The following is a 14887-nucleotide window of genomic DNA, read 5'->3' as shown; positions in this document are numbered from 1 at the left end:
ACGCGAGCATCTTTTATAAGAAGCAATTTCCAAGAATATGAACCTGGATCTGGTTCCGTGCCCTTTTGGGTGCGGGGTTGGTTTCTGTGGTTCTCTCGAAATTACTCCTTGATCTTTTGTGGTCAAGTTTTTAAGAGCACACGGTGGATGCCTTGGCATTAGGAGCCGAAGAAGGACGTAGGAATCTGCGATAAGCCTGGGGGAGTCGATAACCGGACTGTGATCCCAGGGTGTCCGAATGGGGAAACCCCGCCAGACGCGCGAGTGATCTGGTGACCCGCATCTGAACACATAGGGTGCGTGGAGGGAACGCGGGGAAGTGAAACATCTCAGTACCCGCAGGAAGAGAAAACAATAGTGATTCCGTTAGTAGTGGCGAGCGAACGCGGATCAGGCTAAACCGTTCCATGTGTGATAGCCGGCGGGCGTTGCATGGTCGGGGTTGTGGGACTTTCCGTTCTGTCTCTGCCGGGACAGTGGGGTGAGAGCATGTGCATAGGTGAACGGTCTTGAAAGGCCGGCCAGAGAGGGTGTGAGCCCCGTAACCGAAATGTAGTGTGCCGCCTGGGAAGTATCCCAAGTAGCACGGGGCCCGAGAAATCCCGTGCGAATCTGTCAGGACCACCTGATAAGCCTAAATACTCCCTAATGACCGATAGCGGACCAGTACCGTGAGGGAAAGGTGAAAAGTACCCCGGGAGGGGAGTGAAACAGTACCTGAAACCGTGTGCTTACAATCCGTCGGAGCAGCCTTGTAGCTGTGACGGCGTGCCTTTTGAAGAATGAGCCTGCGAGTTAGTGTTACGTCGCGAGGTTAACCCGTGTGGGGAAGCCGTAGCGAAAGCGAGTCTGAACAGGGCGTTGCAGTGGCGTGATCTAGACCCGAAGCGAAGTGATCTACCCATGGCCAGGTTGAAGCGACGGTAAGACGTCGTGGAGGACCGAACCCACTTCAGTTGAAAATGGAGGGGATGAGCTGTGGGTAGGGGTGAAAGGCCAATCAAACTTCGTGATAGCTGGTTCTCCCCGAAATGCATTTAGGTGCAGCGTTGCGTGTTTCTTACCGGAGGTAGAGCTACTGGATGGCTAATGGGCCCTACAAGGTTACTGACGTCAGCCAAACTCCGAATGCCGGTAAGTGAGAGCGCAGCAGTGAGACTGTGGGGGATAAGCTTCATAGTCGAGAGGGAAACAGCCCAGACCACCAACTAAGGCCCCTAAGCGTGTGCTAAGTGGGAAAGGATGTGGAGTTGCGAAGACAACCAGGAGGTTGGCTTAGAAGCAGCCATCCTTAAAAGAGTGCGTAATAGCTCACTGGTCAAGTGATTCCGCGCCGACAATGTAGCGGGGCTCAAGTACACCGCCGAAGTTGTGGCATTCAGATATTAGCTAAGCCCTTGTGGTTCAGGCGTCTGGATGGGTAGGGGAGCGTCGTGTGGGCAGTGAAGTCGCGGTGTAAACCAGCGGTGGAGCCTACACGAGTGAGAATGCAGGCATGAGTAGCGAAAGACGGGTGAGAAACCCGTCCGCCGAATGATCAAGGGTTCCAGGGTCAAGCTAATCTGCCCTGGGTAAGTCGGGACCTAAGGCGAGGCCGACAGGCGTAGTCGATGGACAACGGGTTGATATTCCCGTACCGGCGAAAAACCGCCCATGCTGAACAGGGGATACTAACCGCCCGAGACCTGCCCGACACCCCTTGTGGGTGAAGGGTTTTGGTGGAGCGCGGGACCGAAACCTGGGAGGCAAGCGTATTAACAGGTGTGACGCAGGAAGGTAGCCGAGCCGGGCGATGGTTGTCCCGGTCTAAGGATGTAGGGCGAACGGTAGGCAAATCCGCCGTTCATGATGCCTGAGACCCGACGGGACCCCCGTATGGGGGGATTCGGTGATCCTATGCTGCCTAGAAAAGCATCGACGCGAGGTTTTAGCCGCCCGTACCCCAAACCGACACAGGTGATCAGGTAGAGAATACTAAGGCGATCGAGAGAATTATGGTTAAGGAACTCGGCAAAATGCCCCCGTAACTTCGGGAGAAGGGGGGCCCCTATCGTGATGGACACTTGCTGTCCGGAGCGTGCAGGGGCCGCAGAGACCAGGGGGAAGCGACTGTTTACTAAAAACACAGGTCCGTGCGAAGTCGCAAGACGATGTATACGGACTGACTCCTGCCCGGTGCTGGAAGGTTAAGAGGACCGGTTAGCCGCAAGGCGAAGCTGAGAATTTAAGCCCCAGTAAACGGCGGTGGTAACTATAACCATCCTAAGGTAGCGAAATTCCTTGTCGGGTAAGTTCCGACCTGCACGAATGGAGTAACGACTTCCCCGCTGTCTCAACCATAAACTCGGCGAAATTGCAGTACGAGTAAAGATGCTCGTTACGCGCAGCAGGACGGAAAGACCCCGAGACCTTTACTATAGTTTGGTATTGGTGTTCGGAGTGGCTTGTGTAGGATAGGTGGGAGACGTTGAAGCCCGGACGCCAGTTCGGGTGGAGTCATCGTTGAAATACCACTCTGGTCACTTTGGACATCTAACTTCGGCCCGTAATCCGGGTCAGGGACAGTGCCTGATGGGTAGTTTAACTGGGGCGGTTGCCTCCTAAAAAGTAACGGAGGCGCCCAAAGGTTCCCTCAGCCTGGTTGGCAATCAGGTGTCGAGTGTAAGTGCACAAGGGAGCTTGACTGTGAGAGAGACATCTCGAGCAGGGACGAAAGTCGGGACTAGTGATCCGGCGGTACATTGTGGAATGGCCGTCGCTCAACGGATAAAAGGTACCTCGGGGATAACAGGCTGATCTTGCCCAAGAGTCCATATCGACGGCATGGTTTGGCACCTCGATGTCGGCTCGTCGCATCCTGGGGCTGGAGTAGGTCCCAAGGGTTGGGCTGTTCGCCCATTAAAGCGGTACGCGAGCTGGGTTTAGAACGTCGTGAGACAGTTCGGTCCCTATCCGCTGCGCGCGCAGGAAATTTGAGAAGGGCTGTCCTTAGTACGAGAGGACCGGGACGGACGAACCTCTGGTGTGTCAGTTGTACTGCCAAGTGCACCGCTGATTAGCTACGTTCGGATGGGATAACCGCTGAAAGCATCTAAGCGGGAAGCTCGCTTCGAGATGAGATTTCCATACACCTTGTGTGTGAGAGGCCCCCAGCCAGACCACTGGGTTGATAGGCCGGATGTGGAAGCGAGGACTAACGACTCGTGAAGCTGACCGGTACTAATAGGCCGATAACTTACACCACACACTCTTCTTCGTGAACGGATTCAAAAGACGTTCACACCAGGGAGGAGTACAAAGAAACAAGACTGCTTGCGTCCACTATGTGGTTCCCAAACAACAAACCCGTTGTTGAGGAACCAAAACTGAATAACAACACCACACTGCCCCCAGGGGCAGGAAGTTGTAACCACAGATTTCCCACCCACGGAACCCCGCACAAGCGGAACCAGGGGTGCGGAGCAAGGGTTACGGCGGTCATAGCGTGGGGGAAACGCCCGGTCCCATTCCGAACCCGGAAGCTAAGACCCACAGCGCCGATGGTACTGCACCCGGGAGGGTGTGGGAGAGTAGGTCACCGCCGGACATACATTAGGTCGAGAGCCTCCAACCACCAGGTTGGAGGCTCTCCCCCTTTAACCCCCAAACCACCGAAGCCGCAGCTGCGCGGGCTCGCTGCCGTGGGCCGGGGCACTCCCCGCAGGATCGGGCCTTCCGCTGACGGCTGAAAAGGGCCTCGAAAGCCCCCGAAACCCCGATTTTTTCCCGAAAAAGGGCGAAAACACGCGGAATTTGCCGCCTCAAGGCCGCCAAGCTGGTAAGTTTTCGAAGAGTGGCTTGTACGCATGCCGCGTACAGGCTTCAGAAATTAGAACCGTCCAGGAGGACATAAATGGCTAAGAACCGTAGTGAACTTGTTGCAGAGGTAGCTGGCAAGGCCGGCACCAGCCAGGCAGCCGTCAACTCCGTGCTCGATGCACTGTTCGAGGTTTTCGAGACCTCTGTCGCCGCGGGCGAAAAGATCACCATCCCGGGCTGGCTCGCTGTCGAGCGCACCGACCGCGCCGCCCGCACCGGCCGCAACCCGCAGACCGGCGAGACCATCCAGATTGCCGCTGGCCACAGCGTCAAGCTGACCGCCGGCTCCAAGCTGAAGGCTGCAGTCGCCAAGAAGAAGTAGTCTTCTTCTCACGCTTGAAAGGAGCGGCAACCCGTTGGGTTGCCGCTCCTTTGCGTTAAGCGCCATCGGACGGATTCGGCGCGTAGGCGGCCGTAGCGGACAATGGAGTTGTGCCTTCAGCAGCAAAACCCCGAACCTCAGCAGCGCCCACCTCAACGGGGGGAGCGCTTGGCACCGGTGCCGGAACGCCGGGAATCTCCCGTCCCTGGCAGTTGGCCGGGCTGGCTGCGTTGTTCTTCGGGCTGGTGGCTGCGATGCTCTTCTCCGGGGCGGCAGGTGCCCGCGCGGTCTCGGATCCGGGAGCGCTGGTCCGCTGGGGGCTTCCCATCAGCAAGGCTGTCCACAACGTCTCCCTCGCCACCGTGATCGGCGGCCTCATTTTCGCCGTCGGAATCCTGCCGCGGAACCTCTCCGGCCGCCGGTCCAAGGACAAGGACGCCCCGGAACATCCCGCGTTCACCCGCGCACTGGCCATCGCCGCCGTCGCGGGCGTCACCTGGACGATTTCTGCCGTCGCGGTGCTGGTGCTGAGCTACTCAGATATTGCGGGTCAGGCGGTTTCCGGGGACCCTGAATTCACCAAGTCCCTGGTCTACTTCATGACCGACATCGACACCGGGCGGGCCTGGCTGGCGGTGGTCATCATCGCCGCGGTAGCCACCACCGCCCTGTTCGGCGTCCGGTCGAGGGGAGCGCTTGCCCTCATCCTGGTCCTTGCCATGGCGGGACTGGTGCCGGCGGCGCTGATAGGCCACTCAGCCAGCTCGAACGACCACGAAGGCGCCATCAACTCCCTGGGCCTACACCTCGTGGGCGTCTCGGCCTGGGTGGGAGGCATCGTCGTCCTTGCCCTCCTCTCCGGTGTCCTGGCCGCAGCGCCGGCCCCCGGGGCCAAGGGCGCCCCGGACATTACCGAGCCCACCTTCCGCCGCTTCTCGTCCCTGGCCGGCTTCGCCTTCGCTTTGGTCTTCGCCTCCGGCGTGATCAACGCCAGCATCAGGGTCTCCAGCTGGGCCGACCTTTTCGGGTCCCCGTACGGCCAGCTCATCCTGGCCAAGACGGCAGCGGCACTGATCCTCGGCGGCATCGGTCTGATGCACCGGCGGTGGGTGATCCCGCAGCTGGGCGCCAAGGGTGTCGGCCTGTCCGCACGCCGGGTGCTGTGGCAGCTGGTACTCGTGGAGCTGCTGATCATGGGCGCGACGTCGGGAATCGCCGTCGCGCTGGGCCGTTCCGCGCCGCCGCAGCCCACCACGTTCGCCCCGGACGCGTCGCCGGCCTTCATCCTCTCCGGCTACGAACTGCCTCCGGAACTGACCCCGCAGCGCTGGCTCACCGAGTGGCGGCTCGACTGGCTCTGGGTCGCCGTCGCGGTCTTCGGCCTGGTGTCCTACTTCCTGGGCATCCGCAAGGTGCGCCGGCGCGGTGACTCCTGGTCCTGGTTCCGCACCGTCAACTGGGTGATCGGACTGGTGGTCCTCACCTACGTGACGTCCGGCCCGCCATCGGTCTACGGCCGGGTGCTGTTCTCCGCACACATGGTGGACCACATGGCGCTGACCATGGTGGCGCCCATTTTCCTGGTCCTGGGCGCGCCGGTCACGCTCGCGCTGCGGGCTCTGACTCCGCGGCAGGACAGCTCCCGCGGACCCCGGGAATGGCTGCTGGTCTTTGTGCACTCCGAGTTCTCGCAACTCGTCACGCACCCGCTGTTTGCCGCCGCAAACTTTGCCGGTTCCATTGTGCTGTTCTACTACTCGGACGCCTTCGGCTACGCCATGCGCGACCACGTGGGACACGAGCTGATGAACCTGCACTTCGCCCTGACCGGCTACATCTTCGTGCTGACCATGATCGGCACCGACCCGTTGCCCCGGCGGGCCCCGTACCCGATGCGGCTGCTGCTCCTGCTGGCCACCATGGGCTTCCACGCCTTCTTCGGTGTCGCCATTATGGGCGGCACCGGGCTGCTGGCCGCCGACTACTTCGGCAATCTGGGCCGGACCTGGGGCCCGTCGGCCCTGCTCGACCAGCAGATGGGCGGCGCGGTGGCCTGGGGGATCGGCGAAGTACCCACCCTGCTGGTGGCGATCGGCGTCGCGGTGATGTGGTCCCGCTCCGATGCGCGCGAGTCCAAACGCACCGACCGGGCAGCGGACAGGAATAACGACGCCGATCTCACCGCTTACAACCATATGTTTGCCCAGCTCGCACAACGCGACGCGAAGCTGGCAGAACGCAATTCAAAGCTGGAAGGACGCTGATGAGCGAAACCGTACGCACCCACCACCGGGTCCGGGCCTCCGAACTCGTAGGCCGGGGCTGGCTGAACACCGGCGGCAAATCCCTGGACCTTGAATCCCTCCGCGGCAAGATCGTGTTGCTGGATTTCTGGACCTTCTGCTGCATCAACTGCCTGCACGTCCTGGACGAACTGCGCCCGCTGGAGCAGCAGTACTCCGACGTCCTGGTGACGGTTGGCGTGCACTCGCCCAAGTTCGAGCACGAGGCGGATCCGGTCGCTCTGGCCGCCGCCGTGGAGCGGTACGAAATCCACCACCCGGTGCTGGACGACCCGGAACTGGACACCTGGAAGGCCTACACCGCCCGCGCGTGGCCCACCCTGGTGGTCATCGACCCCGAGGGCTACATCGTCGCGCACCTCTCCGGCGAAGGCCACGCGGACGGCCTGGCCGTCCTCATCCCCGAGCTGATTGCCGAGCACGAGGCGAAGGGCACCCTGCACCGCGGTGACGGCCCCTACGTGGCCCCGGAACCGACGTCGGGCACGCTGCGGTTCCCCGGCAAGGCCCTGTACCTTCCGGCCGGCCGCGGCGGTTCCGCCGCTGCGGGAGACGCCGGGCCGGAGTCCGACGCCGGCTCCTGGCTGGTCACCGACACCGGACACCACCGCCTGGTGGAGCTCTCCACCGACTTCCAGACCGTCTTGGGCACGTACGGGTCGGGGGAGAAGGGCTACGCCGACGGCGGCGCCGCGGACGCCCGCTTCAACGAACCGCAAGGCCTGGTGCTGTTGCCGGCGGACGTGGCCGCGAAGGCCGGCTACGACGTCGTGATCGCCGACTCGGTTAACCACCGGCTGCGCGGGCTCTCCCTCACGGACGGTACCGCCAGCACCCTCGCCGGGAACGGGGTGCAGCGGCTGCTCGAAACCGGTCCGGCCCGCGTGGACGAGGAGGGCGCCGCCTACGGCACCCGGCTCGAAGCGGACCCGCTGCAGGTCTCGCTGAGCTCGCCCTGGGACGTCGTCTGGTCCAGCAAGCTCAACGCCGTCGTGGTGGCCATGGCCGGCGTGCACCAGATCTTCAGCTTCGACCCGGTCACCGGCGCCGTGTCCATCATCGCCGGGAACGGCCTCGAGGGGCTGCTCGACGGCCCGGCCGCGGAAGCCTGGTTCGCCCAGTCCTCCGGCCTCGCCGAAGACGCGGACGGCAACATCTGGGTCGCGGACTCGGAGACGTCGGCACTGCGCAAGCTCGTGATCTCCGACTCCGGCGCCATCACGGTCGAGTCGGCCGTCGGCAAGGGCCTGTTCGACTTCGGTTTCCGCGACGGCCCGGCCGCCGAGGCCCGGCTGCAGCACCCGCTGGGCGTGACGGTGCTGCCGGACGGCTCGGTGGCGATCGCGGACACCTATAACGGTGCGGTCCGCCGCTACGACCCGGCCTCGGGGACGGTGTCCACGCTCGCGCGCGGGCTGTCCGAACCCTCGGACGTCATCGTGGACCACACCCACGTGGCCGGCTCCGAGCCGCTGCTGGTGGTGGTGGAGGCGAACAAGCACCAGCTCGTCTACGTGCCCATTCCCAAGGAAGCCCAGCAGGTGGACGAGGGGGCAGCGCAGACGCATCGGCCCAAGAGCCCCGTTGCCCCCGGGCTGCTGTCCTTGACGGTCCGGTTCACCGCCCCGACCGGGCAGAAGCTGGACGACCGCTGGGGCGACCCGACGCAACTGAAGATCTCATCCACCCCGCCGGAGCTGCTGGTGGCCGGCGGCGGGACCTCGGTGGGCCTGCTCCGCACCCTGGAACTTGCCTCGGACGTCCCCGAGGGCGTGCTGCACATTACTGCCCGCGCTGCGGCCTGCGACGGCCCCGCGGACGCGGATGGCGAGATCCCGGACCACGCAGCGTGCCACCTGTACCAGCAGGACTGGGGCATCCCCGTGGTGTTGCAGGCCGACGGTGACACCGAGCTGGTCCTGGACCTGCGCGGCATGGACTAAAGCGCCCGACTGCGCTGAGGAGAAGCGAATCAGTAGCTGGCGGGGGAGCCGCCGTCAGCTGGCTGGATGTATTGGGCGGCGAGGGCTTCGGAACCTCTTGCGAGAAGGGAGACGTCGGCGCCCACCAGAATGAAGTCGGCGCCGAGGCTGAGGTAGTGGCGAGCGGTGTCGGGGTTGAAGGCGTTGACGCCTGCCGGCTTGCCGGCCGCCGTGGCAGCGGACAGGCAGTGTTCGACGGCGGCCCGCACTTCGGGGTGTTCCTGCTGTCCCAGCAGGCCCATGGACGCGGCGAGGTCCGAGGGCCCCAGGAAGATGGCGTCCACGCCGGCGACGGCCAGGATTGCCTCCACGGCCTCGACGGCCGCGACGGATTCAATCTGGACGGTGACGCTGACGGTGCCGGCGGCCCCGGCCAGATAACCCGGGACCCGGTTCCAGCGGGATGCGCGGGCCAGCGCGGAGCCCACGCCGCGGACTCCTTCGGGCGGGTAACGGGTGGCGGCCACGGCGGCCCGCGCCTCGGCAGCCGAGTTCACCATGGGGATCAGCAGGTTTTGGGCGCCGAGGTCCAGGTACTGCTTGATCAGCACGGTGTCGTTCACCGGAGGCCGGACCATCACCTGGACCGGGTAGCCATTCACGGCTTGGAGCTGGGCGAGGATGGACTCCAGGCCGTTGGGGCTGTGCTCGGCGTCGATCAGGAGCCAGTCCAGTCCGGAACCGGCGCAGATCTCCGCCACCAGAGGGCTGCCTGAGCACACCCACATCCCCGCCAGGGGGCGGGCGGCAGCGCCCGTTTGGTCGTGCAGGGCGTCCCGGAAGGTGGGACCGGGTTCTACTCGAAACGGCATGTGATGCTCCCCAGGGGTCCATAGTCGGCGTGGACGGTATCACCCTGGTAAACCCACAGGGGCCGGGTGAACGAGCCGGCCAGGATGATGTCCCCGGCCCTCATGCCGTCACCGTGCGCGGCAATCTTGTTTGCGAGCCAGTGGACCCCGGCGGCCGGGTGGTCCAGGACCCCTGCCGCCACGCCGGTTTCCTCGACGGTCTGGTTCTTGTAGAGGATGGCGGAGACCCAGCGCAGGTCCACGGCGTCGGGACGGACGGGAGTGCCGCCCACCACCATGGCGCCCATCGCCGCGTTGTCCGCGATGGTGTCCACGATGGTACGGCCCTCCATTTCGATCCTGGAGTCCAGGATCTCGAGGGCCGGCACCACGTAGTCGGTGGCGTTCAGGACGTCGAAGATGGTGCAACCGGGTCCGGACAAGTCCTTCTTCAGCACAAAAGCCAGCTCCACTTCCACGCGGGGGTGGGTATACCGGTCCCACTGCACCGCGCAACCGGTCTCGAGCACCATGTCATCGAAGATGGCGCCGTAGTCCGGTTCGGTGATGCCGGTGGCCGCCTGCATGGCCTTGGAAGTCAGGCCGATCTTGCGGCCCACCAGCTTCCGGCCGGCCTCCTCGTTGCGCCGGCGCCACAGCTGCTGCACGGCGTAGGAGTCCTCCACGGTCATGTCCGGGTGGCGGGATGTCAGGCGGGCGACCGGTGTCCGGCTGCGGCCGGCTTCCAGCAATTCGTCGGCGATGGCCTCGATCGTCTTGGCGTCCAGCATGGCTACAGCTGCGCGCCGAGCTTGAAGCCGGTCTTGTCCCCGGTGTGGCCGTCCTCTTCCTTGCGGGTGTAGGAGAAGCCGTCGGCACCCACGGTCACGGCCATTTCGCTCTTTTCCTCGCGGACGACGACGGGCTGCGGGTTGCCGTCGAGGTCCAGCACCAGGGAAGCCTCGGTGTACCAGGACGGGACCACCGGGTTGCCCCACCAGTCGCGGCGCTGGTTGTCATGGACGTCCCAGGTGATGGTGGGGTTGTCCGGGTCGCCGGTGTAGTAGTCCTGGGTGTAGATCTCCACGCGGTGCCCGTCCGGGTCCAGGATGTAGAGGTAGAAGGCGTTGGAGACGCCGTGCCGGCCGGGGCCGCGTTCGATCCGGTCGCTGATGCGCAGGGCGCCCATCTTGTCGCAGATCTGGATGATGTTGTGCTTTTCGTGGGTGGCGAACGCGACGTGGTGCATGCGCGGGCCGTTGCCGCCGGTCAGGGCGGTGTCGTGCACGGTCTGCTTGCGGTGCATCCAGGCGGCGTAGGTGACGCCTTCGGAGTCCTGGATGTCCTCGGAGACGCGGAAGCCGAGGTCCTCGAGGTACTTGCGGCCGCGCGGGACGTCCGGGGTGACCTGGTTGAAGTGGTCCAGCCGGACCAGCTCGCCGGCGGAGTAGAGGTCGTAGCGCTGGGTGAGGCGTTCCACGTGCTCCACCTCGTAGAAGAACTCGTAGGGGAAGCCCAGCGGGTCCTCGACGCGGACCGAGTCGCCGATGCCCTTGGTGAAGCCGTCCTTGCGGCGTTCCGTGCGGCAGCCCAGCTCCTTGTAGTACGCCTCGGCGGCGTCCACCTCGGCCGGGGATTTCACCCGGTAGGCGAAGGCGGCGACGGCGGCGATGGGTCCCTTGCGGAGCACCAGGTTGTGGTGGATGAACTCCTCGAGGGTGCGCAGGTAGATGGCGTTCTCGTCTTCCTCGGTGACGTGCAGGCCTAGGAGGTCCACGTAGAAGGCACGGGACTTGGCGAGGTCGGTGACCACGATCTCCATGTAGGCGCAGCGGACAATGTCCGGCGCCGGGACCGTGGGGGTGGAAACGAAGTTGTGCTGTGAAGCTTGGCTGGTCATGGGAATCTCTCTTCGTTGAAAGGGGGTGAGCGCCGTTAGGCGCCGAACTTGGGGGTGTGGACGGTGCCGAGGGTAATGTGCACAGCCTGCTGGTCGGTGTAGAAATCAATCGAACGGTAGCCACCCTCGTGGCCCAAGCCGGAGGCCTTGACCCCGCCGAACGGAGTGCGCAGGTCCCGGACGTTGTGGCTGTTGAGCCAGACCATGCCCGCCTCGACGTTCTGCGAGAAGTTGTGCGCCCGCGTCAGGTTCTGCGTCCAGATGTAGGCGGCCAGCCCGTACTTGGTGTTGTTCGCCAAGGCGAGGGCTTCGTCGTCGCTGTCGAACGGGGTGATGGCAACGACGGGGCCGAAGATCTCCTCCTGGAAGATCCGCGCGTCCGGGGCGACGTCGGCGAACACCGTCGGGGCGATGTAGTTGCCCTCGGGCAAGTGCTCCGGACGTCCGCCGCCGGCCAGGAGCCGGCCCTCGGATTTGCCGATCTCCACGTAGGAGGCCACCTTCGCGTAGTGCTCCGGGTGGACCAGGGCGCCCACCTCTGTCTTGGGGTCGTGCGGGTCGCCGACCACGATGTTCTTCGCCCGGGCGGCGTACTTGTCGCAGAATTCCTCGTACACGGCGCGCTCCACCAGGATCCGGGAGCCCGCTGTGCAGCGCTCGCCGTTGAGTGAAAAGACCCCGAAGAGAGCGGAATCGATCGCGGCGTCGAGGTCGGCGTCGGCGAACACAACGCACGGGGACTTGCCGCCGAGTTCCATGGACAGGCCCTTGAGGTTGGCCGCGGCGTTGCGGAATATCGTCTGCCCCGTGGTGGTCTCGCCGGTGAAGGAGATCAGCGGGACGTCCGGGTGCTTCACGAGGGCGTCGCCGGCTTCCTCGCCCAGGCCATTGACCAGATTGAACACGCCGTCGGGAAGGCCGGCGTCCTTGAAGATCTGCGCCCATAGCGAGGCGGAGAGCGGGGTGAACTCGGCCGGCTTGAGCACCACGGTGTTGCCGGTGGCCAGCGCGGGGGCGAGCTTCCAGGACTCCAGCATGAAGGGGGTGTTCCAGGGGGTGATGAGGCCGGCGACGCCGATCGGCTTGCGGTTGACGTAGTTGATCTGGGCGCCGGGGACCTTCATGGCGTCGTCGAACTGGGCCACGATCAGGTCCGCGAAGAAGCGGAAGTTTTCGGCCGCGCGGAGCGCCTGGCCCTTGGCCTGGGTGATGGGCAGGCCGGTGTCGAAGGTCTCCAACTCGGCAAGCCGGGCCTCCTGGGCTTCGACGGCGTCGGCGATCTTGTTCAAGACGCGGGCGCGTTCGCGGGGCTTCATCTTCGGCCATGGGCCGTTGGTGAACGCGTCGCGGGCGGCGGAGACGGCGAGGTCGATGTCTTCCTTCTGCCCGGCCGCCGCGGTGGCGTAGTTGGTGTTGGATACCGGGTCCAGGACGTTGAAGGTCGCCCCGCCCACGGAGTCAACGAACTCGCCGTTGATGTAGTGCTGGATGTGGGTGGGCAGGTCCTGCGGAATGTAGTGGGTGGTGGTAACAGGAGCAGTGAACGTCATTGTTGTCTTCCTAACTGTTGCTTTGGGCGAGGTACGCGTCCAGGGTGGCGGATCGGTGCAGGCGGGCGGACCGTTCGATCTCATCCGCGCCGGCGCCGGACTCGATGAGTTGCAGGAGCGTCTCGTGTTCGTCCACGGACTCGTGGGCGCGTCCGGGAACGAACCGGAATGTGGAGGACCGCAGCGACGCCAGCCGGTTCCAGCCCCGGTGGACCAGGTCCAGGATGTGCGGGTTGGGGCAGTGCTCGAACAGGACGCTGTGGAAGTCCTGGTTCAGCTGCGTGAACCGGACCGGATCGAAGTGTTTCAGGCAGTCGCGCATCTCGGCGTTCACGGCCCTGGCACGCGCCACGTCCGCCGGCCCGATCAGCGGAGCCGAAAGGGCTGTGGCGGCACCCTCGATGATGCTCAGCGTCTGCATCGTGTATAGGAATTCGGTGGGGTCGATGCCGGCGACCGTGGCACCGACGTTCCGTTCGAACTTCACCAAGCCTTCCGCCTCGAGCCGGCGGATGGCCTCGCGCACCGGCACCACGCTGACGCCCAGGTCCTCGGCGATCTTGGCGAGCACCAGCCGGTAGCCGGGGGAGTAGGCGCCTTCGACGATGCGAGTTTTGACGAAGGCGTAGGCCCGTTCGGATTTGCTGGTTGCGTGCGTGCCTGCGCCCGTGGCCGTTACTGTCTCGGTCATTGGGTTTTCCCCGCTTCCCATTGCTCGTACTTGCCGCGCCATGTGGCGTTCAGCGGGTAGAGGCCGTCCACGCTGTGGCCCTGCTGCACCATCTCGGCGATGAACGTTTCCTCACGCTCCTGCGCGATGGAATCGTCCGCGAGTTCTTCGGCGAGGGCCGGCGGAATCACCAGGATGCCGTCGGAATCCGCCACGATGATGTCCCCGGGCTGCACGGTGGTGCCGCCGCAGGCGATGGTGATGTCCGTGTCCCATGGGATGTGCCGGCGTCCCAGGACCGCGGGGTGCGGGTTGGCATAGTAGGTGGGCATGTCCATCGCGGCCACGGCGGAGAAGTCGCGTACGCCGCCGTCGGTGATGATGGCGGCTGCTCCGCGGACCTGGGCCCGGAGGGCCAGGATGTCGCCGATGGTGCCGGTGCCCTTTTCGCCGCGGGCCTCCATGACGAGGATTTCCCCCTCATTGACGGAGTCGATCGCCTTCTTCTGGGCGTTGAACCCGCCGCCGTGGACCTTGAAGAGGTCTTCGCGGTTGGGTACGTAGCGCAGGGTCCGGGCCAGGCCGACAATGCGCTTGTCGGGGCGGGTGGAGGTGAGGCCGTCGATGCTGACGTTGTTCAGTCCGCGCTTGCGCAGCTGGGAGGACAGGGTGGCGGTGCAGACGCTTTCCAGCTTCGCTTTCAGCTCCGGGGACAGGACAGGAGCCGGCGCCTCCGGTGCCAGAGCAGGAAGCCCTGCCGCTTCGCGGGAACCGTAGGCTTCCTCCCGTTGCAGGTCATCCGTCCTCGGCCGGGCGCCGAAGTCCGCGAACGGCGTCGTGCCTTCTGCCACCCGGGTGACCAGCCGTCCGGTGGTCAGGTCAGCGCTGCTGACTTCAACCTCGACGACGTCGCCTGGCGTGGCGACCGAGGCCCCGGCCGGGGTGCCGGTGAGGATGATGTCCCCTTCTTCGAGGGTGAGCAGCTGGGAGAGGTCGGCCACGAGCCGGGCGAACGGGAAGAGCAGGTCGTGGGTGGTGTCGTCTTGGACCAGTGCGCCGTTGTGCCAGGTGCGGATGCGCAATGCGGCGGGATCCACGGCATCCGCAGCGATCAGGCCTGGGCCCACGGGCGTGAAGCCGTCGCCGCCCTTGGACCGGAGGTTGGAGCCCTTGTCTGCGTAGCGGAGGTCGTACACGCCGAGGTCATTGCTGGCCGTGACCCACTGGACATGGCTCCAGGCGTCCTCGAGGCCCACGCGCCGGGCGGGCTTGCCCATGATCAAAGCAATTTCGCCCTCATAGCCGAGGAGTTCGCAGTCGGCGGGACGCTCCACCGTCGAGGGTGCCTGTGCCGAACCGACCGTCAGGGAGGACGATGGCTTCAGGAAGTATGAAGGCTGTTCCGGCGTACGGCCGCGCTGGGCTGCCCGGCTGGGGTAGTTGATATGCACCGCGATGACCTTGCGGGCCGCGGCCAGGGTGTGGTCGGTGACCTGTTCCAAGAATATCTC

Annotated in this window: 9 protein-coding genes and 2 rRNA genes; 5 read left to right on the top strand and 6 right to left on the bottom strand. The window is 64.6% G+C overall.

Going from position 1 to position 14887, the window contains the following annotated elements; translation table 11 throughout:
* Nucleotides 1-120 precede the first annotated feature (120 nt).
* The 5 genes from AC1MED_RS17395 to AC1MED_RS17375 all read left to right on the top strand — a co-directional run bounded on the left by AC1MED_RS17395 (nt 121) and on the right by AC1MED_RS17375 (nt 8426).
* A 23S ribosomal RNA gene (locus AC1MED_RS17395) occupies nt 121-3244 on the top strand.
* 225 nt (nt 3245-3469) lie between these two features.
* Nucleotides 3470-3586: ribosomal RNA gene (rrf, locus tag AC1MED_RS17390) — 5S ribosomal RNA — on the top strand.
* Nucleotides 3587-3892: 306 nt separating this feature from the next.
* Nucleotides 3893-4180, top strand: a complete 288-nt coding sequence (locus AC1MED_RS17385) for an HU family DNA-binding protein (protein WP_011776355.1) — start codon at nt 3893-3895, stop codon at nt 4178-4180.
* A gap of 110 nt (nt 4181-4290) precedes the next feature.
* Nucleotides 4291-6444, top strand: coding sequence for a bifunctional copper resistance protein CopD/cytochrome c oxidase assembly protein (locus tag AC1MED_RS17380; protein WP_479784677.1), 2154 nt, complete (start codon nt 4291-4293; stop codon nt 6442-6444).
* On the top strand, nt 6444-8426 hold the full coding sequence (locus AC1MED_RS17375; protein WP_479784675.1) for an NHL domain-containing thioredoxin family protein: 1983 nt from the start codon (nt 6444-6446) through the stop codon (nt 8424-8426). The genes AC1MED_RS17380 and AC1MED_RS17375 overlap by 1 nt, the downstream gene beginning before the upstream one ends.
* A gap of 29 nt (nt 8427-8455) precedes the next feature.
* Here the strand turns inward: AC1MED_RS17375 and AC1MED_RS17370 are convergent, their stop codons facing one another.
* Genes AC1MED_RS17370 through AC1MED_RS17345 form a run of 6 tightly spaced genes read right to left on the bottom strand, consistent with a single transcriptional unit; the run spans nt 8456 to nt 14878 of the window.
* A complete protein-coding gene (locus tag AC1MED_RS17370) occupies nt 8456-9277 on the bottom strand; it encodes an HpcH/HpaI aldolase family protein (protein WP_479784673.1) in 822 nt (273 codons plus the stop codon).
* Nucleotides 9262-10047: a 2-oxo-hept-4-ene-1,7-dioate hydratase gene (gene hpaH, locus AC1MED_RS17365; protein ID WP_479784671.1), complete on the bottom strand. Its 786-nt coding sequence runs from the start codon at nt 10045-10047 to the stop codon at nt 9262-9264. Before hpaH ends, AC1MED_RS17370 begins: the two co-directional genes overlap by 16 nt.
* 2 nt (nt 10048-10049) lie before the next feature.
* Nucleotides 10050-11156, bottom strand: coding sequence for a 3,4-dihydroxyphenylacetate 2,3-dioxygenase (gene hpaD, locus AC1MED_RS17360; protein WP_479784670.1), 1107 nt, complete (start codon nt 11154-11156; stop codon nt 10050-10052).
* Nucleotides 11157-11191: 35 nt separating this feature from the next.
* Nucleotides 11192-12706, bottom strand: coding sequence for a 5-carboxymethyl-2-hydroxymuconate semialdehyde dehydrogenase (hpaE, locus tag AC1MED_RS17355; RefSeq protein WP_346959329.1), 1515 nt, complete (start codon nt 12704-12706; stop codon nt 11192-11194).
* Between the two features lie 10 nt (nt 12707-12716).
* Nucleotides 12717-13397 (bottom strand): GntR family transcriptional regulator, encoded by a 681-nt coding sequence (locus AC1MED_RS17350; protein WP_479784669.1) that lies wholly within the window; start codon nt 13395-13397, stop codon nt 12717-12719.
* Nucleotides 13394-14878 (bottom strand): fumarylacetoacetate hydrolase family protein, encoded by a 1485-nt coding sequence (locus AC1MED_RS17345; RefSeq protein ID WP_479784667.1) that lies wholly within the window; start codon nt 14876-14878, stop codon nt 13394-13396. The genes AC1MED_RS17350 and AC1MED_RS17345 overlap by 4 nt, the downstream gene beginning before the upstream one ends.
* Between the last annotated feature and the right edge of the window lie 9 nt (nt 14879-14887).

It is taken from the genome of Arthrobacter sp. BI5 (genome assembly GCF_056680065.1).
This window is presented reverse-complemented; position numbering and strand designations above follow the sequence as displayed.